Source organism: Bradyrhizobium sp. ISRA464 (assembly GCF_029910095.1).
Lineage (GTDB): Bacteria > Pseudomonadota > Alphaproteobacteria > Rhizobiales > Xanthobacteraceae > Bradyrhizobium.
On the sequence record NZ_CP094526.1, the window covers coordinates 2,346,474 to 2,368,141 of the forward strand.

The following is a 21,668-nucleotide window of genomic DNA, read 5'->3' on the forward strand; positions in this document are numbered from 1 at the left end:
AGCGATATCCGGGACCTTGCTCACGGCCCCGCATGTCGCTCCGCTCATGCGGGCTACATCATCAAACCGGGTGATGATGGGCCCTGAACATCCGGCCCTTTTCCGTGACCAGCACGACGGCGAGCGCGGCCAGCGTGCAGAGGAAGAAGCCGGTCGCGAACGGCAACAGCGTGCCGTCATAGTCCTGGCCGATCGTGGTGCCGATGCCGATCCCGAGCAGGGTGGTGATCGTGCCGTAGAGCGATGAGGCGGTGCCGGCAATCTTGCCCTGCGGCTCCATCGCGAGCGCAGTGAAATTCGCCATCATCAGGCCGAAGGCGAACATCATCAGCGCCGACAGCACCATGAACAGCGGCAGCGTCAGCATCCCGGTCTTTACGGCGAGGAGCAGCGCCCCGGCGACGACCGCAAAGCCGGTCAGCGCGGCGTGCGAGATCACGCGCATGCCGATGCGCCCGACGATGCGGGAATTGAGGAAGCCTGCGATCGCGACGCCGACCGCACACGCCGCGAAGGCGACCGGAAAGTAATGGCCGAGCTTGAAGATCTCGGTGAACACCTGCTGCGAGCAGAACACGAAGGCGAACAGCGAGCCCTGCACGCCGCCGGCGGCGAGCGCGTAGCCGAGCGTCTGGCGGTTGGTGACGGTCTGGCGGAACGCCGAGAGCACCTCCGGGATCGCCAGCGACTTGCGCAGTTCGGCCGGCAGCGTCTCCGGCATGCGCATCGCACTCCAGGCGAGCGCGACCACGCCATAGATCATCAGCAGCACGAAGATGCCGCGCCACTGCGTCAGCAGCATCACGGCCTGGCCGAATGACGGCGCGATCACGGGGACTGCGATGAACACCATCATTGCAAGCGACATCACGCTCGCCATGCGCCGCCCGGCGTAGCAGTCGCGCACGATCGAGGTCGCGATCACGCGGGTGGCCGCGGTGCCGAGCCCCTGCAGCGCGCGCGCCAGCAGCAGCGTCTCGAACGAGGGCGCCATGATCGCGAGCAGGCCGGCGATGGTGTAGACGGTCATGCCGCCGAGCAGCACCGGGCGGCGGCCGAACCGGTCCGACAGCGGGCCCATGATGAATTGGCCGACGCCGAAGCCGACGAGGAAAATCGACAGCACCATCTGCGGCCGGTTGGCGTCAGCGAGGTGGAAGGCGGAGCGGATGTTGGGCAGCGCCGGCAGCATCATGTCCATCGCCAGCGGATTCAGCGCCATGATGGAGGCGATAACGACGACGAATTCCGGAAAGCCCATCGGGCGGTGGCCTGAGGAAACCCAGGCATCGGCATTGATGTCAGACACTTAGCGACCTCTTGGAGGGTCGCGATCATACCGGTCTTGCTGCGCTGCACAATCGGCGTTTTGGGATGGGTGCCCGTCGGCGGCGGGTTAGGTAGCCGGGTCATGGGCGCGGCCGCGACGGGCGTAGCCGTCGCTATATCGTTGCTTCTGCAACTATTTGCTCGTGCCGGGCGTGAAGCTCTGCTATCCCGGTACCAGCACCGTGCGGGGCAGGCGCATCGCGGCAGATCGAGCAACCCCGCACAGACAGAAACGGGGTATTGGGGAGGCTACATGTCCATCGAACTGTCCGCGCGCTCGCGCGGCGCTGAACTGTCGGATGAGGAACGCAAGGTCCTCACCGCGACGCTCGTCGGCACCACCATCGAGTGGTACGACTTCTTCGTCTACGCGCAGGCGGCCGGCCTGGTGTTCGGCGCGCTGTTCTTCGCGCCGATGAACCAGAACAATCCGCTGCTGGCGCAGATCGTCTCGTTTGCCACGCTCGGCCTCTCGTTCCTGTTCCGCCCGCTCGGCGCCGTCGTCTGCGGCCATCTCGGCGACCGGTTCGGGCGCAAGAACATGCTGGTCGTCACGCTGCTGCTGATGGGCGCGGCGACCGCGCTGGTTGGCGTGCTGCCGACCTATGTGCAGATCGGCGCCTGGGCCCCCGCACTCCTTATTCTCCTCCGCATCCTGCAAGGCTTCTCGGCGGGCGGCGAGTGGGGCGGCGCGGCGCTGATGTCGGTCGAATCGGCACCTCGCAACAAGCGCAGCTTCTTCGGCTCGTTCCCGCAGATCGGCACGCCGCTCGGCATGATCCTGGCGACCGGCGTGCTGTGGCTGCTCACCACATCGCTCGGTAAGCAGGCGATGATGGAGTGGGGCTGGCGCATCCCGTTCCTGCTGTCGATCGTCCTGATCGTCGTCGGCATCCTGATCCGCCGCACCGTCGAGGAATCGCCGGTGTTCCAGGCGATGCACCGCCGCCGCAAGGAATCCTCGGCGCCCCTGAAGGACCTTATGCGCAATCACAGCAAGGAGATTCTGCGCACGGCGCTGATCTTCATGGCCAACAACGCGGCCGGCTACATCCTGATCGCCTTCATCATCAGTTACGGCGCCAACACGCTGAAGATGCCGTCGGATCAGCTGCTCCTGATCGGCACGCTCGCCGCGGTGAGCTGGTTCATCTTCACCCTGCTCGGCGGCGTCCTCGGCGACAAGATCGGGCGCGTGCGCACCTTCCAGATCGGCTACGGGCTGATGGTGCTGTGGGCGGTGCCGATGTGGTGGCTGATCGACAGCAAGAACCTGCTGCTGTTCTTCGTCAGCGCCGTCGGCCTCACGGTTGCGCTCGGGCTGTCCTACGGGCCGCAGGCGGCGCTTTATGCCGAGCTGTTTCCGGCCAAGGTGCGCTATTCCGGCGTCTCGATCGGCTACGCGCTCGGCGCCATTCTCGGCGGCGCCTTCGCGCCGATGATCGCGCAATGGATCATCGGCACCTACGGCCAATCCTGGCGCGTCGGCGTCTACATCGCGGTGCTGTCGTTGATCTCGCTCGTCACGGTGTCGACGATCAGGGATCCGCAAGGCGTCGATCTGAACGTTCACGACACTGGCGCATGATCGATGCGCGCGGTCTCGGCGCGACCGGTGCCGCGCCGAGGCCAGCGGCTAGCTTGCGACCCCGAGCATCGCCTTCAGCTTCAGCACGGCGCTGTCGGGCGTGGTCAGTACCGGCCTGCCGGTGACATCAGTGACGCGCTCGGCCGCGGGCGCCATGCTGTATTGCGCGAGCGCGATCAGGTCGCAGTCGCGCAAGTCCTTCGACGCCTCGACCACGATGCGATCGTGCTCGGCGCGGTCGCCACGGTCGAGCGCGGCCAGCGCGCCCTCGGCGAGTTTCGGCACGAGCTGGACGGAGGAGGGAAATTCCGGCGGCATCGAGACCAGCGTCGGCGGAAAGGTCGAGAGCAGGCCGATCTTCTTTCCCTTCGCGACTGCCTGCTCGATCATCGCCTCGTTCGGCTTCAACACCGGCATCGGCGCATGCTCGCGCGCGACCGCCTCGATGCAGGGACCGAACGCCGAGCAGGTGAACAGGATGCCATTGGCGCCGGTATCAGCCGCATATCGGCCGATGGTCAGGAAGCGCTCGGTCATGCGCGGGGTGAGCTTGCCGTCCTGCGCGAGATCCGCCGACAGACTGTCGTCGAGCAGGTTCATCAGCCGCGCCTGCGGCCACAGTCGCGCGAACGATGCTTCGATCGGAACGATCGAGTGTTTCAGGGCATGGATGAGGGTGATGCGCATGCGGTCGCTGCTGATTCTGCTCCCTCTCCCCGCTCTTCGCGGGGTCGAGACGAGCGAAGCTCGCTCTTAGAGGGTTGGGGTGAGGGGCTCCATCGCCGTAACAGGTGAGGGGAGGAATCGCGGAGGCTCCCCCCTCACCCGTCATTCAAGCTGCGCTTGAATGACGACCTCTCCCCGCAAGCGGGGCGAGGTAAGAAGCATTACTTGAACGGAATGGCGTACATCAGTCCGCCCTTGGTCCAGGTGGCGTTGAGGCCGCGCTCGAGCTTCAGCGGGCTTGCCTTGCCGACATTGCGCTCGAAGATCTCGCCGTAATTGCCGCCGGCCTTGATCGCGCCGACCAGCCAATTGTTGGCTAGGCCGAGCCGCGAGCCGAGATCGCCGGAGGAGCCGAGCAGGCGCTGGATAGCGGGCGTCTGCGACTTTGCCATTTCCTCGACATTGGCTTGCGTGACACCGAGCTCCTCAGCCTCGACGAGACCGTAATGCAGCCAGGTGATGATGTCGCTCCAGACCTCGTCGCCGTTCCGGGTGAACGGGCCCAGCGGCTCCTTGCTGATGGTCTGCGGCAGCACGACGTAGTCGTCCGGCTTCGGCGCCGCGGTCGCAACCGCGCCGGCAAGCGCGGACGCGTCCTGGGTCATGGCATCGCAGCGGCCGCCGAAGAAGGTCTGGTACATGGTGTCGACGCGGTCGAACACCAGCGGCTTCCAGTCGATGCCGTTGGCGCGGCCGTAGTCGCCGAGCGTCACCTCATGCGTGGTGCCCTGCGCGACGCAGACGGTGGCTCCCTTGAGATCCTTCAGCTCCTTCACGGCGAGGTCCTTCTTCACCACAAAGCCCTGGCCGTCGTAGAAATTGATCGGTCCCTGGCGCAGGCCGAGCGTGACGCCGCGCAGATAGGTCTCGGTCGAGTTGCGGTAGAGCACGTCGATCTCGCCGGACTGCAGCGCGGTGAAGCGGTTCTGCGCGGTGAGCGCGACGTAGCGCACCTTGTTGGGATCGCCGAGCACGCCGGCCGCCAGCGCGCGGCAATAGTCGACGTCGAGGCCCTTGAAATTGCCCTGCGAGTCCGGCGCCGAGAAACCGGCAAAGCCGGTGCTGACGCCGCACACCAGCGTGCCGCGCTGCTTGACCGTGTCGAGCGTCGCCGCGCCCGCGCTGGTGATGCCTGCGGCGAGCAGTGTTGCAGTGATGATACCCCTGTACATTCCATCCTCCTCTAGTGACCAACGTCCTTCAACGCGCTGTCTACTGCAGCGCCGAGTCTTTCGACGATCATGTCAATGTCGCCGGAAGTTGCGATATAGGGCGGGGCCAGCAACACATGGTCGCCGCGCTGGCCGTCGGCCGTGCCGCCCGATGGATAGCAGGCAAGCCCGCCCGCGAAGGCGGCGGACTTGATCCGCTGGTGCAATTTCAGCTTGGGATCGAACGGCCGGCGTTGAGCCCGATCGGCGACCAGCTCGATTCCCCAGAACAGGCCGCGTCCCCTGATGTCGCCGACATGGCGGTGATTGCCGAAGCGTTCGACCAGCCGCTGCTCGAGCTGCTTGCCGCGCTCCTTGACCTGGTCGAGCAGCTTTTCCTCGCTGATGGTCCGCTGCACTTCGAGCGCGGCGGCGCAGGCCAGCGGGTGCGCGAGATAGGTGTGGCCGTGCTGGAACGCGCCGGAGCCGTTGCGCACGGTGTCGACGATCGTGCCGCTCGCCAGCATCGCGCCGATCGGCTGGTAGCCGCCGCCCAGACCCTTGGCGATCGCCTGAATGTCGGGCGAGATGCCTTCCTGTTCCCATGCGTGCAGCGTGCCGGTGCGGCCCATGCCGCACATCACCTCGTCAAGGATCAAAAGCGCGCCGTGGCGGTTGCAGATCTCGCGTACCGTCTTGAAGTAACCCTCCGGCGCCGGCACGCAGCCGGCGGTGGCGCCGACCACGGGCTCGGCGATGAAGGCGGCAACGGTGTCGGGGCCGAGCCGCTGGAATTCGGCCTCGAGCTCGGCCGCGAGGCGGCCGACGAAGGCTGCCTCCGATTCATCGTCGCGCTGCTCGTGATAGGCGAAGGCCGGCGTGACATGGCTGAACGAGGGCGACAGCAGCGGCGCATAGGGCTCGCGGCGCCAGGCATTGCCGCCGGCGGACAGCGCGCCCAGCGTATTGCCGTGATAGCTCTGCCGGCGCGCGATGAAGCGCGCGCGCTTCGGCTCGCCGCGCTCGATGAAATATTGCCGCGCCAGCTTGATCGAGGCCTCGATCGCCTCGGACCCGCCGCTGACGAAATAGGCGTAGGCCAAGCCGCCGGGCTCATGGCCGACCAGGCGCTCGGCGAGCTCCTCGGCGGGCTCGGACGAGAAGAAGCCGGTGTGGGCATAGGCGAGCGTGGAGGCCTGCTTGGCGATGGCGGCAAGGACGCGCGGATGCTGATGGCCGAGGCAGGAGACGGCGGCGCCGCCGGAGGAATCGAGAATGCGGCGGCCGTCCTCCGCGATCAGCCAGACACCGTCGCCCCCGACCGCTTTCGGCGGCGTTTCGCGCAGGCTTCGATGCATCACGCGGGTCCTGGTGACGGCCATGGCACTCAACCTTTCTCGACAAAATACTGCGACATCTCGGCAAGCCGGCCCTCGGTCTGTTCCAGCTTGCGCTTGGCGCTCGCGCCGCCCAGCGTGAAGGTGACGGCGGCCAGCGACTGCGCAACGGCGATCGCGCCGGTGAGGCTCGGGAAGAAACCGGGCGAGGAGGCGGCCTCGAACAGCAGCAGATGATCGGCGCCTTCAGCCATCGGCGCGGCGATCGTATCGGCGATGGCGATCAGCGTGGCGCCGACATTGTGCGCTGCACGGGCCGTTTCGACGCTGACGGCCGTGTAGGGCGCAAATCCGATCACGACGACAGCGTCATCCGCACGGAAGGCGCCATGATCCAGATCGAACGGACCCGAGCCGCCGACCAGTTGTACGGCGTCGGGGCGGAACAGGCGGAGCTGGTAGTTCAAGAGTTCCGCGACGCTGCGGCAGCTGCGAAAGCCAGATATCCAGATTCGGTCAGCGCTGTGCAGCGCACGCGCGGCCTCGGCGATCGCGCTTGCGGAAATGCGTGCAAGGCCCGCGGCTTCGGCGCCGAGCTTCTCCTTGACCAGCGTGACATCGGCATTAGGTCCCGCGCGGCGGCCCTTCGCGCGGCCGGAGAAGGGCGAGGCCTGCGCGGGCCGTCTCGCCTCGGTCAGCGCGGCGCGCAGTTCGTCCCAGCCGGAATAGCCGAGCGCCTTGGCAAGGCGGGTGAAGGAGGCAGGATCGGCACCGGCGACGGAGGCGAGCTCGCGCATCGAGCGGGTGGTCGCGTCGTAGTCGTTGGCCGCGACAAAACGACCGACTTCCTGCAGCCGCATCGGCAGCGACGGCAGTGCGCTGCACAATTCGTTGAGGGGCGATGGTTTCGCCTGAGCCTGCGCCATGAAACATATGTTGCACGAATATCAATTTGGTGCAACATATGAAGTGCGCACACCGCGCATGGCAGAAGATCGTTTCTCATAAGGATCCTTGTGCTGTGACGACAACGACGCCGAAACGCCCTCCCGCCCGGCCCCTGCGCCTTTCGCTGAGCGATCCGCGCGTCGCCGGCCTGTTCTGGCAGATCCTGGTGGTCGGTATCGCCATCGCCATCGTCGCCTGGCTGTGGTCGAACGCCGTTCACAATCTCTCGGTCCGCCGTATCTCGACCGGCTTTGCCTTCCTCGGCCGTGAAGCCGGGATGCCGATCGCCGACAGCTGGATCGACTATACACCGAAAGACACCTATCTGCGTGCCTTCATCGTCGGCATCGTCAACACGCTGCGTGTCGCGGTGATCGGCATCGTGCTCGCCACCGTGCTCGGCACCTTGATCGGCATCGCGCGGCTGTCGACCAACTGGCTGTTGTCGCGGCTCGCCGCCGTTTACGTCGAGGTGCTGCGCGACCTGCCGCTCTTGCTGCAACTCTTGTTCTGGTACGTGCTGATGCAGGGGCTGCCGGCGGCGCGTCAGGCCTGGAAGCCGGTCGAGGGCGTGTTCCTGTCCAACCGCGGGCTGGTGCTGCCGTCGGTTCCCTTGCACGAAGCCAATTGGTGGACGATCCTCGCTTTGGTCGCCGGGCTGATCGTGCTGCATTTCATCAGGCGGCGCCTGATCGCGCAGCAGATGCTCGATGGCAAGGCGCGGCCGGCCTGGCCTTACGCGCTCGGTCTCGTGGTCGCCTTGCCCGCGCTGGTGTCGTTCCTGGCGGGCGCGAGCTGGACCGTCACGCTGCCCGAGCTGCGCGGCTTCAATTTCGTCGGCGGGCTGACGCTCGCGCCGGAATATTTCGCGCTGCTGATCGCGCTCGTCACCTATACCTCGGCCTTCATCGCCGAGATCGTGCGCAGCGGCATCCAGGCGGTGCCGCGCGGGCAATGGGATGCGGCCAAGGCGCTGGGGCTGAAGCCGAGTTTCTCGCTGCAGCACATCGTGCTGCCGCAGGCGCTGCGCGTGATCATTCCGCCGATGACGAGCCAATACCTCAACCTGACCAAGAATTCATCGCTTGCGGTCGCCGTCGGCTATCAGGATATCGTCTCGATCGCCAACACCACGTTGAACCAGACCGGGCAGGCGATCGAGTCGATCGCGCTGATCATGATGGTGTTCCTCACCGTCAGTCTCGGCATCAGCCTGTTCATGAACTGGTACAATGCGCGGATCGCGCTGGTGGAGCGCTGACATGAGCTCGGTCGCACATGTTCCGCAGGATCCGCTTCCGATCGGCCGGCCGCGTGCGCGGCGGACGCTCGGCGGTCAGATCGTCGCCTGGCTGCGCGCCAACCTGTTCCCATCGATTCCCTCGACCATCGTGACGCTTCTGCTGGTGTTCGTGATCGGCAAGGCCGCTGTCGGCTTCTGGCAATGGGGCGTCGCCAACGCGATTTGGCACGTTCCCGGCAGCGACAGCAGCGCGTGCCGCGCGGCGCACGGCTTGGGGGCCTGCTGGGCCGTGATCCCCGAGAAGTATCGCTTCATCCTGTTCGGGACCTATCCGTTCGACGAGCAATGGCGACCGGCGCTCGCGGTGCTGATCTTCATCGCGCTGTTTGCCGTCTCGAGCCGTCGCAGCTTCTGGCGTAAGGAGTTGTTCCTGCTCTGGGCCGCGGCGCTGGTCGTGATCGGGTCTCTGATGTGGGGCGGCTTTTTCGGCATGTCCTTCGTCTCGCAGGAGCGCTGGGGCGGGCTGCCGGTGACGCTGATCCTTGCCACCTTCGGGCTGGCCTTCGGTTTCCCGCTCGGGATCCTGGTCGCGCTCGGCCGCCGCTCCAAGCTGCCCGCGATCCGCTCGCTCTGCGTGCTCTATGTCGAACTGATCCGCGGCGTGCCGCTGATCAGCCTGCTGTTCATGGCGAGCGTGATGTTCCCGCTGTTCATGCCCGACGGCGTCAACATCGACAAATTGCTGCGCGCGCAGATCGCCTTCATCCTCTATGCCGGCGCCTACCTTGCGGAAGTGGTGCGCGGCGGGCTGCAAGCGGTGCCGCGCGGGCAGTATGAGGCGGCGGACGCGCTCGGGCTGTCCTACTGGAAGAAGAACGCGCTGATCGTGTTGCCGCAGGCGATCCGCCACGTGATCCCGCCGCTGGTCAACACCTTCATCGCTTTCTTCAAGGACACCAGCCTCGTCCTGATCATCGGCATCTTCGACCTCTTGACCACCGCGAAGACCGCGATCATCGATCCGGCATGGCAGTCCTTCAGCGTCGAGGTCTATATCTTCGTCGGCGTGATCTACTTCCTGTTCTGCTTCGCGATGTCGCGCTACAGCCGCAGCCTCGAAGCGCAGCGCGGGCACGGCTGAGTGATGCTCTCGTCATTGCGGGCTCATGCTTCGCATGCCGCGGAATGCCAGTGAGGTGAGCACGCGGCCCAGGCTCCCTCCCCCCTTGCGGGGGAGGTTGGGGAGAGGGGTAAGCCGCGGACTGAGCTGATCGACGCGGGCGTTGACCTCGCAAATTGCTTTCGCGTGTCGCTGTCGCGGATACGGAGAGTGCGCGTCGTGTGGCACCCCTCTCCCTAACCTCGAGTGCGAGCTTCGCTCGCCTCGGATCCCGCAAGGGGAGAGGGAACCCTTCCGCCGGTGCCTTCCTCATTTGCCAATCACTGAGTTGCCCGACGGCGCAAGCCCTCGCAGCAAAAATATTTCTGTTTTCCAGAAATGTAACTCAGTGTATGAATGCGCCCGTCTCACCCGCCTGAGGGGCGCTTCGCGATCGTCACGAGTGTTGGGTTGGGATGCGGTGGACGCCGATGTCACGGCTGACGAGCGTGGCAGACAGCGGACGGTGAAGTCGTGCAGGCCTGACGCCCTAGTGGCAGGTGTCTCATCAGCAGGAGGCCAAGCCTCTCGCTGATGACGGTGACAACAAAGCCCAGTCTCGCCGGGGAGAGCACGTATAAGCCGTAACCCAAAGCGCAGGCAAAGCCGGGATTGCTCCGGTTTCACCTGTGGTCCTACCCCGGTGCTTTTTTGTTGCACCGGGCCCATGGGTGCGATCGGCACCCGGCTTTCCCTGCGCCCTCTGATCTTCAGAGCGGCGAGAATTGCACCAAACCTCGGGCGCACCGCGTCGCGAGAATGCGAACGTATGACTCACAAACGGCGCAACAAACTCGATGTCGTCCTGGCGAAAGCCAGGACCCATTACCCCAGATGCTCATTGTTGCGCGACGCTGGGGCCACGTTCCAGTCTACAATTAAATGCGGTGGTTATGGGGCCCCTGGCTTTCGCCACGACGACGGCGGTGGATGGGGCGCGATATTGCCTTTGGCCTTCGCCGGGACAACAGCTGTGATGACATCGCGCTGTTCGAGAGTATCCTCCGGTGCTGGACGTCATCGCAACGACTGCATTCACCACGTTCACGTCAAGAGGCGACATGACCAGCACCCTTGAGGCTCCCGACAGCGGCTATCGTTTCATGCCCGGCGTCAGCCAGTATTCCTGCGGCATCGGCGCGCTTCCCGGCTTTGCCATCGAGCGCGTCAGGTTCAGCGCGCCGGTGCCGCTGGCGGCAGGCTTCGCTGGGATCGCGGACATTCTGAAAGCGGCGGGGCGTCCGCTCACGGCCTTCGGTGCCTGCGAGCTGCGCTCGCCGGCCCCGTTCACCGAGGAGGGCTTCAAGGCGTTCAACGACATCTACATCAAGACCCTGATCGAATGGGGCGTGATGCGGGACGGCGTCAATCCGGTGGCGCGCAGCAATGTCTGTCCGAAAATCGATCCGCCGAAGGAGCCGTGCTTCCACGCCTTCTCGTACACGGTGCCGGCACCGAAGGACGCGCCGGCGAGCTTCGTCGTCGCCGGCAGCGGCGAGTCGGTCGAGGGCAAGGGCAACTATCGCGACTATATCGTCGCGCCCGGCGACACCAGCCCGGCCGGCATGCTCGCCAAGGCAAAATGGGTGCTGGATGAGATGGAGCGCCGGATGAGCGCATTCGGCGCCACCTGGAAGGACACCACCGCAGTGCAACTCTACACGGTGCATGATGCTTATCCGATCCTCGAAAGCGAGCTCGGCCGCCGCGGCGTATTCCGCAACGGCCTCACCTGGCATTTCAATCGGCCGCCGGTGGTCGGGCTCGACTACGAAATGGATTGCCGTCGCGTGCATCTCGAACGCGTGGTCTGACCCATCAAAAGCGCGTGTGGGTGCGCGCGCAAGGGTGCGCCCTTTCTTGACACCGGTCGCATCAACCGTTTCCTTTCTCAAACGATCAATGCGGCTGGGTGAGCGCCGGTGCAGAACGGATCTGTGATCAAGCGGCGCGATTTGCTCGCGCTGATCGGCACCATCGCCGGCAGTTCGGTGATGTATCAGGCGATGACGAGCCTCGGCTTCGCGTCGGAGTCCGCCTACAAGGGCCCGCTCAAGCTCGAAGGTAACCCGAAAGGGGCATCCGTGCTGATACTCGGCGCGGGGCTTGCGGGCATGACGGCGGCGCTGGAGCTGCGCAAGGCCGGCTACAAGGTCCAGATCCTCGAATTCAACAGCCGCCCTGGCGGCCGCAACTGGACGATCCGCGGCGGCGACAGCTTTGTCGAGCTCGGCGGTTTCAGGCAGACATGCGAGTTCGAGCAAGGCTTGTACATCAATCCCGGTCCGTGGCGGATTCCCTATCACCACCGCGCGCTGCTCGATTACTGTCGACGGCTCAACGTGGCGCTGGAGCCTTTCATCCAGCTCAATCACAATGCGTATCTGCACGCGACGCGTGCATTCAACGGCAGGCCGCAACGCATCCGCAGCATCAAGGCGGATTTCCAGGGCCGGGTGTCGGAGCTGCTTGCCAAGGTCACGCAACAAGGCAAGCTCGACGAGACCGTGACCAAGGAAGACCAGGAGATCCTGCTGCAGTCGCTGCGGGCCTGGGGCGCGCTCGATCGCGACTACAAGTACAGCGCCAGTCTCGACTCCGCGGCATTCCGCGGCTATGCGCGCGATCCCGGCGGCGGGCTTACGGCCGATCCGCTGCCGAGCGACCCGATCTCGCTGTCGGACATCCTGCGCTCGCGGCTGTGGCGCTATCTGCAGGCCTTTGCGCGCTACAATTTCCAGACCACGATGTTTCAGCCGGTCGGCGGCATGGACATGATCGGCAAGGCCTTCGCGCGCGAAGTCGGCGATCTCATTCGCTACAACGCCAAGGTGACCCAGGTCCAGCAGAACGGCACCGGCGTCACCGTGAGCTATGTCGATACGGCCAACCCGTCCGCCGTGCAGCAGGCGATCGCCGACTGGTGCATCTGCACCATCCCGCTGTCGATCCTGAGCCAGTTGCCGATCGATGTCGGCACACCGATGAAAAACGCGATCGATGCGCTGCCTTATGCTGCCTCGGTGAAGATCGGGCTGCAGTTCAAGCGCCGCTTCTGGGAGGAGGACGAGGCGATCTATGGCGGCATCAGCTTCACCGACCTGCCGATCCGGCAGATCGCCTATCCGAACTATGGCTTCAACCGCAACGGCCGCGGCATCCTGCTCGGCGGCTATCTGTTCGAGGGTGCCAATTCCTACGAGTTCACCGCGATGACGCCCGCCGAGCGGGTCAAGAGTGCGGTCGAGTTCGGCGCCATAATCCATCCACAGTACAAGGACGAGTTCGAAACCGGCATTGCGGTGGCCTGGCATCGCGTGCCCTTCACGCTCGGCTGCAGCGGCGAATGGAGCGACGCCGGACGCGCGCAGCATTATCGCAACCTCTGTCAGATCGACGGCCGCATCCTGCTGGCGGGCGAGCATGCGTCCGACCTGCCGGCATGGCAGGAGGGCGCGATCCTGTCCTCGCTCGACGCCGTCACGCGGCTGCACGAACGCGTGGTGAAGACGTGATGAGGTTGGCAAGGACATCGGCGGTTGCCGCGCTGACATTGCTGTCGGCCACTGCGGCCATCGGGCAGGACAGCGCCGCGAACCCGCGCACCTTCTCTTCCGGCTATCGCTTCGTGGAGATGACCGGCGAGGAATTGTTCGCCAATGTGTGTCAAGGTTGCCACATGCCGGATGCTATGGGGGCGATCGGCGCCGGGAGCTATCCCTCGCTGGCCGGCAACAAGAATCTCGAAACCGGCAGCTACCCGGTCTTCCTCATCCTCAACGGCCGCCGCGGCATGCCGGCATTCGGCGACATGATGACCGATGGTCAGGTCGCCGCCGTTGTGAATTATGTGCGGACGCATTTCGGCAACAACTTTCAGGACGTGGTGACGGCCAAGGACGTTCAGGACGCCCGCCGCTAACCACGCGACAGATTCGGGGGAGACTGATGAAATTCGCCGCTATCGTGCTGGTCGCCGCATTGTCGGCCGTGGCGACCGCAGCCTCTGCCGATGTGATCAGGCATCCAATTCCGAACTCGACATTCCCGATTGCACAGTCTGTCACGGTCACCGGCAATGCCACGACCGTCTATGTCAGCGGCCAGGTGCCGCCGGTGGTCAACAAGGATGCCGATCCGGCGACCCCGCAGGCCTATGGCGATACCAAGACCCAGACCGTCGGCGTGCTCAATCGCATCAAGGGCATCCTCGAAGGCCAGGGGCTTGGCATGGGCGATGTCGTCAAGATGCAGGCGTTCCTGGTTCACACTCCGTCGGCGCCGATGGACTTCAAGGCCTTCATGGAAGGCTACACGCAGTTCTTCGGCGGCAGCCAGCCGAACCTGCCGGCACGCTCCGTGGTCGGCGTTGCCGCGCTCGCCAATCCCGGCTTCCTGGTCGAGATCGAGGTGGTCGCGGCCAAGGATACGGCTGCGAAGTAATGCACGCGAAACAGCGGTGGCATGCGCGCGCAAATTGAATGGCTCGGCGTCTTGCCAAAGCAGGTGTCGCCTGTCTGAATTCGGCCGGTGAGGCTGTGGAATTCCGGGAGAGCACGATGTCGCACAAGGCCAAAACAACAAGTCGATCGCTCCTGTTGTCGGCCGCCCTCGGTTCGGCGCTGCTGGCAACCGGCGCGGCGGCGCAAGGGTTGACCGAGCAGCAGCAGTTCGCCCGCGGCATCTACCAGGAGCTGGTCGAGATCAATACGACCACCGCGACCGGCGATACGCAGAAGGCGGCCGAGGCGATGGGCGCACGGCTGCGTGCGGCGGGCTTCCCCGAGAGTGACGTGCACGTGTTCTCGCCGGCGCCGCACAAGGGCAATCTGGTGGCGCGGCTGCACGGTTCCGGTGCGCGCAAGCCGATCCTGCTCGTCGCCCATCTCGACGTGGTCCCCGCCAACCGCGAGGACTGGTCGGTCGATCCGTTCAAGCTCACCGAGCAGGACGGCTATTTCTACGGGCGCGGCAGCAGCGACGACAAGTACATGGCCTCCGCCTTCATCACCAATCTGATCCGCTACAAGAAGGAGGGCTACAAGCCCGACCGCGACATCATCGTGGCGCTGGAGACCGATGAGGAGATCCTCGATGCCAACGGTCTGGGCATGCAGTGGCTGATCAAGAACCACCGCGACCTGATCGATGCCGAATTCGCGCTGAATGAAGGCGGCGGCGTCGGCCTGAAGGACGGCAAGGCGATCCGCAACACCGTGCAGACCAGCGAGAAGGTCTCGATCGGCTATCAGCTCACGGTCAAGGATCGCGGCGGCCACAGCTCATTGCCGCGCAAGGACAACGCGATCTATCGTCTCGCGGCAGGGCTCGTCAGGCTCTCCAATTTCAGCTTCCCGCCGAATTTCAACGAGACGACGCGGCTTTATTTCACGCGGATGGCGGAGCTGGACACCAAGCAGACCGCGGATGACATCCGGGCCGTGCTGGCGCCGCAACCCGATCCCGCGGCGTTGGCGCGTTTGTCGGAGAATGTCGGCTACAACGCGCAGCTCCGCACCACCTGCGTCGCGACCATGCTGCAAGGCGGCCATGCCATCAACGCGCTGCCGCAGCTGGCGACCGCCAAGGTGAATTGCCGGATCATGCCAGGTGAGCCGGTCGAGGGCGTGCAGGCGACGCTCGAGCGTGTGCTCGATGACAGGCAGATCGCGGTGGCGCCGACCGGCAAGGCGGTGCTCAGCCCGCCGTCGCCGCCGAACGAGGAGGTCATGGGGGCGATCGACAAGCTGTCGAAAGAGTTCTGGCCGGATGCCGCGATCATCCCCGTCATGAGCACCGGCGCGACGGACGGCAGCTATCTGCGTAATGCCGGGATCCCGACCTACGGCCATTCCGGGCTTGCCGCCGATATCAAAGACAACAGGAATCATGGCAAGGACGAGCGTGTGCTCGTAAAGTCGTTCTACGAGGGCGAGGATTATCTCTATCGCCTGGTCAAGATGCTCGCCGGAGGCAAGTCGTAACGCAATGGCAGATTCCAGAACCAGGACCCGCGTGGCGGTGGCCGGCCTCGGCGCGATCGGGGCCGACGTCGTCAAGGCGCTCGATCGGGGTATCGACGGGCTGGCGCTTGCGGCGGTGTCGTCGCAGGATCCTGCGAAGCATCGCGCGTGGCTTGCCGAACTGAAGACGCAGCCGAAGGTGCTGCCGATCGCCGATCTCGCCGATGTTGCCGACATCGTCGTTGAATGTGCGCCGAGCAAGCTGGTGCGCTCGATCGTGGCGCCGGTGGTCGAGCGCGGCAAGACCGCCGTGGTGCTGAGCGTCGGCGCGCTGCTGCAGAACGAAGATCTGATCGGCCTTGCCGCCGCGCATGGCGGCCAGATCATCGTGCCGACCGGCGCGCTGATCGGGCTCGACGCCGTGACCGCCGCGGCCATCGGAACCATCCATTCGGTGAGGATCGTGACACGCAAGCCGGTCGCGGGCCTGCTCGGCGCGCCACATCTGGTCGAGAACGACATCCGGATCGAAGGCATCGCCGAGCCGCTGCGGGTGTTCGAGGGCAGCGCGCGCGAGGCCGCGAAGGGTTTTCCGGCCAATCTCAATGTCGCGGTGGCGCTGTCGCTCGCCGGGATCGGCCCGGATCGCACCCGGGTCGAGATCTGGGCGGACCCGACGGTGACGCGCAACACCCACCGCATCGAGGTCGATTCCGATTCCGCGCGGTTCTCGATGATGATCGAGAACATCCCGTCGGAGAACCCGAAGACCGGCCGCATCACCGCGCTGTCGGTGATCGCCTGCCTGCGCAAGCTGCGCGCGCCGCTTCGGATTGGAACGTGAGGTGACGATGACAATCCGGCCCGACGATCTCCTTCTCGTTATCGATGTGCAGAACGATTTCTGCCCCGGTGGCGCGCTGGCGGTCGCGGATGGCGATGCCGTGGTGCCCGTCGTCAATCGGCTCGCCGAGCGGTTCGACCATGTGGTGCTGACCCAGGACTGGCATCCGGCGGGTCATAGCTCCTTTGCGTCATCGCATCCCGGCGCGGCGCCGTTCTCCTCCGTGACCATGCCCTACGGTCCGCAAACGCTGTGGCCGGACCATTGCGTCCAGGGCACGCCGGGCGCCGCCTTCCATCCGCAGCTCGCCACCGACAGGGCCGAGCTTGTGGTCCGCAAGGGCTTCCGCGCGGCGATCGATTCCTATTCGGCGTTCTTCGAGAACGACCGGACCACGCCGACCGGGCTCGCCGGCTATCTGCGCGAGCGCGGCCTGACGCGGATCGTCATGGCGGGGCTCGCGACGGACTACTGCGTGCATTATTCGGCGCTGGATGCGCGGCGGCTCGGCTTCGAGGCCACGGTCGTGCTGTCGGGCTGCCGCGCCATCGATCTTGCGGGCTCGCTCGCGGCCGCCACGGCGGCCATGCTTGCGGCCGGCGTCGTGCTGGTCGATGACATCGCCTGAGCGTGTCTCTTCGGGGCAAAAACCGTTGTTTTGACTGGTCTTTTGCTTTAATCCCAGCCACTGACGGTCATTTGCAACGGAGATCCCGTGTCGGGACAGGCTTTACGGATCGGAACGCGCAAGAGCGCGATGGCGCTGGCGCAGACGGACGATGTCGCACGCCTGCTGCGCGCCGCCGTGCCGGATCTGGCCGTCGAAGTCGTCAAGTTCGAGACCCGCGGCGACCAGGATCAGACCAGCAAGCTGTTGCAACATGGTGGCAAGGGCGGCGCCTTCGTCGCCGAGATCCGGGAAGCGATGCGCGCCGGCACGCTGCAGGCCGCGATGCATTCGCTGAAGGACGTGCCGGGCAACGAGGAGACGCCGGGCCTGGTTCTCGCCGCGATGCTGGCGCGGGATGCCGCCAACGATTCGCTTGTGCTGCGGCCGGGACTGTCGCTCGAGACCCTCCGCGCCGCGCGCGGCAAGGGGTTCATGATCGGCACCAACGCGGTGCGGCGCGCCGCCTATCTGCGCCGGTTGTTCCCCGAAGCGACCGTGATCCATTTCCGCGGAGCCGCCGATACGCGGATCGCCAAGCTCGATCGCGGCGACAAGCAGCGCTTGCCGGATGGCGGCGCGGTGGGGCCGGCGGATGCGCTGGTGATGGCGCGCGCCGGCCTCGAGCGCATCGGCATGGCCGCGCGCATCGCGCATGATTTTTCCGTCGATGAAATGCTGCCGGCGGTGGGGCAGGGCATCGTCACGGTCGAATGTGTCGAAACCGACTGGGCGACGCGGTCGCGGCTCGCGACAATCGACAACGTCCAGTCGCGGCTCAGCGCCGAGGCCGAGCGCGAGGTGCTGTGGGTGCTCAACGGTCACTGCAATTCGCCGATCGCCGGTCACGCGACGCTCGCCGGCGCCGAGATGACGCTGCGGGCGTCGGTGCTCGACGAAGCCGGCCGCTTCATCGAAGCGACGCGCCGCGGCCCGGCGAGCCGTCCGCGCGAGCTCGGCCGTGCCGTCGGGATGGAGCTGCTGGAGAAGGGCGCCGCCGAGATCATCGCGCGCACCCGGCCGAAAGAATAGGCGTTCCCTCGTCTCCGGCAAGCGTCGCGCGAGCCCGGACGACGAGAGTTGCCGTGTGATCAATCTCGATCAGAGCGCAGCGGCCAGCTTGCGATGATCCGGAAGCGCGATGCGGCGTCGTCCTGCTTGAACAGCGCCAGGCGGTCGATCACAAGCGTCGTGAGACCGAGCGTCGCGAATCGCTCGCGCAGCCAGGCCATGATCGGGCCGCGTCGCTCGTCGCTCAACCGCCCCGTCAGCGTCATGTGGAAGCGGAACTCCTCCATGACGTAAGGGTAGCCCCAGCGGTCGAGATGCTCGCATTGCCGCGCCGAGAGCTTCTCGGGCTTGCGGTGGGCGCGATCTTCCGGCGTCAGCGGCGCGCGGAAGGCGTCGAAATCGGTGACGCAGTCGGTGGCAAGCTGTTGAAGATCGTCGGAACGCTGCGCCGGAATCACGGCGATGAAGCCGCTGATCGCGTCGACGACCGGCTCGATCACCGGAATGCGTCGCGCGCGGCCGGCGAAGGCGGCGCTGGCCTCAATGAGGTCGCCCTCGCGCTTGCCGTCGGCGAGCGTGAACGGCGCCTTCAGCGTGGCGTGAAACCCATATTTGCGCGGGTCCTGCGTTACCTCGTGCCAGTCGGGTGTGACACCATTGGGGAAGGGCAGGTCGTCGCCCGATGCGGCATCGTAGCCGAGCAGCGTCGCGCCGAAGCGGTGCAGCGGGCTGTCCGGTGACGGCGCATAGTAGATTGCGTAGCGCGGATGATTGGCCATGGCAGCAGAATAGATTGGGGTTACGCCGCCGCAACCGTCTTGCGCGGCGCGAGCGAATGAACGAGGCAGCTTGCATCAGCTAGATGCACCAATCGTCCGGCGGCAATCACTGCGACGATGCGTGGCCGCAGCGGCACCTTGTCGTCGACGATGACGATGTCGGCGCGGCGGCCCGTGGCCAGCACGCCGCGATCATCGAGCCCCGCGGCGCGCGCCGGCGCCGAGGAGATCAGGTCCCAGGCCTTGGCGAGTGGCAGGGTGCCGTCGGCCACCAGGCGGAACGCTGCGAGCAACTGCGCTGGATAATAGTAGTCCGATGCCAGCACCGAGCAGAGGCCCTTCGCGATCATGTCGGATGCCTTGGTCCAGCCGGTGTGGCTGCCGCCGCGCACCACATTCGGGGCGCCGAACACGATGAAGTCACCGGCTGCGGCTGCGTCGCGCGCGGTCTCCTCGTTGATCGGGAATTCGGCGATCGCGGCGCCCCGTGCACGAAACTCCTGGCGCATGGCGGGGCTGCTGTCGTCATGTGAGAGCATGCGGATGCCGGCGGCGCGCGCCGCGGCGGCCAGACGCGCGATCGAGGCGGGTACGTCGGGGCGGCGGGCGACGATCCGGTCGAGCATCTCGTTGATCGCCTCGACCGAGAGCCCAGAGCGCTCGGCGAGCTGGTTGCGCTTGTTCGGCTTGACGTTGCTGTGATCGTTGAAGGCGAACAGATCGATGCGGCCCTCGGCGAGCCATTGCGTGATCTCGGCCTCGGCATCGAGATTGTGGGTCTCGTGGCGCAGGTGGAAGCGTGTATCGGCGGCAAGCTGCGGCCGCAAGGCCTCGATCGTATCGAGCAGTTTCCGCGCATTGTCGGCGCTGCGCAGGCCGGGCTCCCACGACCAGGTCGCGCCGTGGAACACGGTGGTGATGCCGTTGGCGATCGCCTGCCGGTCGCTGTCGACAAGCGCGACGTCGGTCGGGAAGTCGACGCCGGGGCGCGGCATCATCTGCCGCTCGAAGGCATCGCCGTGCAGGTCGACGATGCCGGGCAGCACCAACAGCCCGTTGGCGTCAAGATGAAGGGCCGCGCGGCCCTGCTCGGCGTCGAGCGACGCGATGTCGCGTCCCGTGGTTCGAAGCGATGTCTCGACGAACGCCCCGTCGATCAGCGCGCGGCCGCCTTCGATGAAAATGTCGGTCACGATGCGGCACTCCGCTGGTTTTCCTGTAATTCGGAAGCGCTCTCAGCTTCGTACTTGTCGAGGAAACCTTCCACCGGAAGCTTGCGAAAATCGGGCAGGGCGCGGCGGAGCGTCTCATGGTCCCAGTCCCACCACGCCAGTGCGATGAGACGATTCGCGATTGCCGCGGAGAAACGCGGCTTGATTGGCCGCGCCGGATTGCTGGCAACGATCGTGTAGGCAGGCACGTCCTTGGTGACGATCGCGCCGGCGGCGACGACGGCGCCGGTGCCGATGTTCCGGCCCGGTAATATGATCGCACCGTGACCGATCCAAACGTCATGGCCGATATGCACGTGATGCGCACGTCGCCAGCTGAAGAAGTCGGTGTCGTCGCTCTCTCCGGGAAAATAGGCGCTGGCGCGGTAGGTGAAATGCGCTTGCGTGGCGCGATGCATCGGATGATTCCCGGGATTGATCCGGGTCATTGCTGCGATCGAGCAGAGCTTTCCGATCGTCGTATAGGTGATCTGGCTGTCATTCACGACGTAAGAGTAGTCGTCCATGCTCACTTCGAGCAGGATCGTGCGCGCGCCGACCTCGGTATAGGTGCCGAGCTTGCTCTCGCGCACCGACGCACTGGGATCGATCGTCGGTACGACCGAGAGTTTCTTTCCGGGCATCGGGGCCTCCGCAAATCATGGCTTCCGGGGAGATGCGCTCGTCTTCACGGTGCTTGATGACAAGATCATGACGTTGCGATGGCGGCAAGAGAGGTGGTGTGGACGATCGCCGCACCGCAGCAGCATCGTCACATAACTGTAAGACAGCGGGGATAGCGATGGCCCCATCGAGACGCGGGTGGAGCATTGCATGCTGTTGGTGGAAGGTCTGACGTGCCGTTTCGGCGCAAAAGCCGCGGTCGATAACGCGTCGTTCTCGATTGCGCCGGGCAGCTTCGTCGGCGTGATCGGCCGCTCCGGTGCCGGCAAGTCGACGCTGCTGCGGATGATCAACCGCCTCGCCGCCCCGACCTCCGGCCGTATCCTGTTCGAAGGCACCGACGTCACCGCGCTGCGCGGCAAGGCGCTGCGGCAGTGGCGCGCGCGCTCGGCGATGATCTTTCAGCAATTCAATCTCGTCGGCAGGCTCGATGTTCTGACCAACGTGCTGATGGGGCGGCTTGCCGAAATCCCGTCGTGGCGCTCGCTGGCGCAGATGTGGCCGGAGCACGACCGGGCGCTTGCGATGTCCGCGCTCGAGCAGTTCGACATTGCGCAACTCGCCGCGCAGCGCGCCGACCAGCTCTCCGGCGGCCAGCAGCAGCGCGTCGCGATCGCCCGCGCGCTGGTGCAGGAACCCGACATCATCCTGGCCGACGAGCCGATCGCGTCGCTCGATCCGCGCAATACCAAGATCGTGATGGACGCGCTGCTGCGCATCAACAAGCATTTCGGCATCACCGTGCTCTGCAACCTGCATTCGCTCGATCTGGCGCGCACCTATTGCGACCGCCTGATCGGCATGGCGGCCGGCCGCGTGGTGTTCGACGGTCAACCATCGATGCTGACCGACCACATCGCCCGAGAGCTCTACGACCTCGAGGCCAATGACGTCATCGGCGCGGCGCCGTTGTCCGTGCCCGAGGGTACAAACGTTCCGGCGCTCGGCACCGCAGCTGCGGCCTGAGCGGCGCGCATTTTTCCGATCAGGATGGACGGGCATTTCGCCCGGCCAAACAGGCGTAACCA

20 protein-coding genes are annotated in these 21,668 nt (G+C 65.6%); 12 read left to right on the forward strand and 8 right to left on the reverse strand.

What is annotated here, in order from left to right; translation table 11 throughout:
• Positions 1–61: 61 nt before the first annotated feature.
• Positions 62–1,309: a multidrug effflux MFS transporter gene (locus MTX19_RS10975; RefSeq protein WP_280983601.1), complete on the reverse strand. Its 1,248-nt coding sequence runs from the start codon at positions 1,307–1,309 to the stop codon at positions 62–64.
• A 273-nt stretch (positions 1,310–1,582) separates the two neighbouring features.
• On the opposite strand from MTX19_RS10975, the gene MTX19_RS10980 reads away from it, so the two are divergent.
• Positions 1,583–2,917, forward strand: coding sequence for an MFS transporter (locus MTX19_RS10980; protein ID WP_280983602.1), 1,335 nt, complete (start codon positions 1,583–1,585; stop codon positions 2,915–2,917).
• Between the two features lie 48 nt (positions 2,918–2,965).
• Here MTX19_RS10980 and MTX19_RS10985 read toward each other — a convergent pair whose 3' ends face one another.
• From MTX19_RS10985 to MTX19_RS11000, 4 genes are all read right to left on the reverse strand, one after another.
• On the reverse strand, positions 2,966–3,604 hold the full coding sequence (locus MTX19_RS10985) for an aspartate/glutamate racemase family protein (protein ID WP_280983603.1): 639 nt from the start codon (positions 3,602–3,604) through the stop codon (positions 2,966–2,968).
• Positions 3,605–3,804: 200 nt separating this feature from the next.
• Positions 3,805–4,815, reverse strand: a complete 1,011-nt coding sequence (locus MTX19_RS10990; protein ID WP_280983604.1) for an amino acid ABC transporter substrate-binding protein — start codon at positions 4,813–4,815, stop codon at positions 3,805–3,807.
• A gap of 11 nt (positions 4,816–4,826) precedes the next feature.
• Positions 4,827–6,176 carry an aspartate aminotransferase family protein gene (locus MTX19_RS10995; RefSeq protein ID WP_280983605.1) on the reverse strand — a complete coding sequence of 450 codons (1,350 nt, stop codon included), beginning with the start codon at positions 6,174–6,176 and terminating at the stop codon, positions 4,827–4,829.
• A 5-nt stretch (positions 6,177–6,181) separates the two neighbouring features.
• Positions 6,182–7,057 (reverse strand): MurR/RpiR family transcriptional regulator, encoded by an 876-nt coding sequence (locus MTX19_RS11000; protein WP_280983606.1) that lies wholly within the window; start codon positions 7,055–7,057, stop codon positions 6,182–6,184.
• A gap of 95 nt (positions 7,058–7,152) precedes the next feature.
• Here MTX19_RS11000 and MTX19_RS11005 point away from each other — a divergent pair, with 95 nt between their 5' ends.
• From MTX19_RS11005 to hemC, 10 genes are all read left to right on the forward strand, one after another.
• Positions 7,153–8,340 (forward strand): ABC transporter permease subunit, encoded by a 1,188-nt coding sequence (locus tag MTX19_RS11005; protein WP_280983607.1) that lies wholly within the window; start codon positions 7,153–7,155, stop codon positions 8,338–8,340.
• A 1-nt stretch (position 8,341) separates the two neighbouring features.
• Positions 8,342–9,463: an amino acid ABC transporter permease gene (locus tag MTX19_RS11010; RefSeq protein WP_280983608.1), complete on the forward strand. Its 1,122-nt coding sequence runs from the start codon at positions 8,342–8,344 to the stop codon at positions 9,461–9,463.
• Between the two features lie 1,079 nt (positions 9,464–10,542).
• Positions 10,543–11,295, forward strand: a complete 753-nt coding sequence (locus MTX19_RS11015; RefSeq protein ID WP_280983609.1) for a hypothetical protein — start codon at positions 10,543–10,545, stop codon at positions 11,293–11,295.
• Between the two features lie 108 nt (positions 11,296–11,403).
• Entirely contained in the window at positions 11,404–12,996 is a 1,593-nt protein-coding gene (locus MTX19_RS11020) for a flavin monoamine oxidase family protein (protein WP_280983610.1), read from the forward strand.
• Positions 12,997–13,001: 5 nt separating this feature from the next.
• Positions 13,002–13,403, forward strand: a complete 402-nt coding sequence (locus tag MTX19_RS11025; RefSeq protein ID WP_280985966.1) for a cytochrome c — start codon at positions 13,002–13,004, stop codon at positions 13,401–13,403.
• Positions 13,404–13,429: 26 nt separating this feature from the next.
• The gene (locus tag MTX19_RS11030; protein ID WP_280983612.1) at positions 13,430–13,924 is read left to right on the forward strand and encodes a RidA family protein; all 495 of its coding nucleotides are present in this window, start codon (positions 13,430–13,432) and stop codon (positions 13,922–13,924) included.
• 116 nt (positions 13,925–14,040) lie between these two features.
• Entirely contained in the window at positions 14,041–15,465 is a 1,425-nt protein-coding gene (locus MTX19_RS11035) for a M20/M25/M40 family metallo-hydrolase (RefSeq protein WP_280983613.1), read from the forward strand.
• A gap of 4 nt (positions 15,466–15,469) precedes the next feature.
• The gene (locus tag MTX19_RS11040; protein ID WP_280983614.1) at positions 15,470–16,288 is read left to right on the forward strand and encodes an aspartate dehydrogenase; all 819 of its coding nucleotides are present in this window, start codon (positions 15,470–15,472) and stop codon (positions 16,286–16,288) included.
• Between the two features lie 7 nt (positions 16,289–16,295).
• On the forward strand, positions 16,296–16,916 hold the full coding sequence (gene pncA / locus MTX19_RS11045; RefSeq protein WP_280984762.1) for a bifunctional nicotinamidase/pyrazinamidase: 621 nt from the start codon (positions 16,296–16,298) through the stop codon (positions 16,914–16,916).
• Between the two features lie 87 nt (positions 16,917–17,003).
• A complete protein-coding gene (gene hemC / locus MTX19_RS11050) occupies positions 17,004–17,987 on the forward strand; it encodes a hydroxymethylbilane synthase (protein ID WP_280983615.1) in 984 nt (327 codons plus the stop codon).
• Between the two features lie 59 nt (positions 17,988–18,046).
• Here the strand turns inward: hemC and MTX19_RS11055 are convergent, their stop codons facing one another.
• From MTX19_RS11055 to MTX19_RS11065, 3 genes are read right to left on the reverse strand one after another with little or no spacing between them, the layout of a single operon-like run.
• Positions 18,047–18,745 (reverse strand): DUF1045 domain-containing protein, encoded by a 699-nt coding sequence (locus MTX19_RS11055; protein WP_280983616.1) that lies wholly within the window; start codon positions 18,743–18,745, stop codon positions 18,047–18,049.
• A 20-nt stretch (positions 18,746–18,765) separates the two neighbouring features.
• On the reverse strand, positions 18,766–19,938 hold the full coding sequence (locus tag MTX19_RS11060) for an alpha-D-ribose 1-methylphosphonate 5-triphosphate diphosphatase (RefSeq protein ID WP_280983617.1): 1,173 nt from the start codon (positions 19,936–19,938) through the stop codon (positions 18,766–18,768).
• Positions 19,935–20,600, reverse strand: coding sequence for a chloramphenicol acetyltransferase (locus MTX19_RS11065; protein WP_280983618.1), 666 nt, complete (start codon positions 20,598–20,600; stop codon positions 19,935–19,937). Before MTX19_RS11065 ends, MTX19_RS11060 begins: the two co-directional genes overlap by 4 nt.
• Before the next feature lie 190 nt (positions 20,601–20,790).
• Here MTX19_RS11065 and phnC point away from each other — a divergent pair, with 190 nt between their 5' ends.
• Complete coding sequence (gene phnC / locus MTX19_RS11070; protein WP_280983619.1) at positions 20,791–21,606, forward strand: phosphonate ABC transporter ATP-binding protein; 816 nt, start codon at positions 20,791–20,793, stop codon at positions 21,604–21,606.
• Positions 21,607–21,668: the final 62 nt, after the last annotated feature.

Coding starts and splice junctions, on each gene's coding strand:
- MTX19_RS11040 (WP_280983614.1), top strand. CDS start 15,470: ATGGCAGATTCCAGAACCAGGACCCGCGTGGCGGTGGCCGGCCTCGGC.
- MTX19_RS10990 (WP_280983604.1), bottom strand. CDS start 4,815: ATGTACAGGGGTATCATCACTGCAACACTGCTCGCCGCAGGCATCACC.
- MTX19_RS10985 (WP_280983603.1), bottom strand. CDS start 3,604: ATGCGCATCACCCTCATCCATGCCCTGAAACACTCGATCGTTCCGATC.
- MTX19_RS11035 (WP_280983613.1), top strand. CDS start 14,041: ATGTCGCACAAGGCCAAAACAACAAGTCGATCGCTCCTGTTGTCGGCC.
- MTX19_RS11065 (WP_280983618.1), bottom strand. CDS start 20,600: ATGCCCGGAAAGAAACTCTCGGTCGTACCGACGATCGATCCCAGTGCG.
- MTX19_RS11015 (WP_280983609.1), top strand. CDS start 10,543: ATGACCAGCACCCTTGAGGCTCCCGACAGCGGCTATCGTTTCATGCCC.
- MTX19_RS11000 (WP_280983606.1), bottom strand. CDS start 7,057: ATGGCGCAGGCTCAGGCGAAACCATCGCCCCTCAACGAATTGTGCAGC.
- MTX19_RS11055 (WP_280983616.1), bottom strand. CDS start 18,745: ATGGCCAATCATCCGCGCTACGCAATCTACTATGCGCCGTCACCGGAC.
- MTX19_RS11010 (WP_280983608.1), top strand. CDS start 8,342: ATGAGCTCGGTCGCACATGTTCCGCAGGATCCGCTTCCGATCGGCCGG.
- MTX19_RS10980 (WP_280983602.1), top strand. CDS start 1,583: ATGTCCATCGAACTGTCCGCGCGCTCGCGCGGCGCTGAACTGTCGGAT.
- phnC (WP_280983619.1), top strand. CDS start 20,791: ATGCTGTTGGTGGAAGGTCTGACGTGCCGTTTCGGCGCAAAAGCCGCG.
- pncA (WP_280984762.1), top strand. CDS start 16,296: ATGACAATCCGGCCCGACGATCTCCTTCTCGTTATCGATGTGCAGAAC.
- MTX19_RS11030 (WP_280983612.1), top strand. CDS start 13,430: ATGAAATTCGCCGCTATCGTGCTGGTCGCCGCATTGTCGGCCGTGGCG.
- MTX19_RS10995 (WP_280983605.1), bottom strand. CDS start 6,176: ATGGCCGTCACCAGGACCCGCGTGATGCATCGAAGCCTGCGCGAAACG.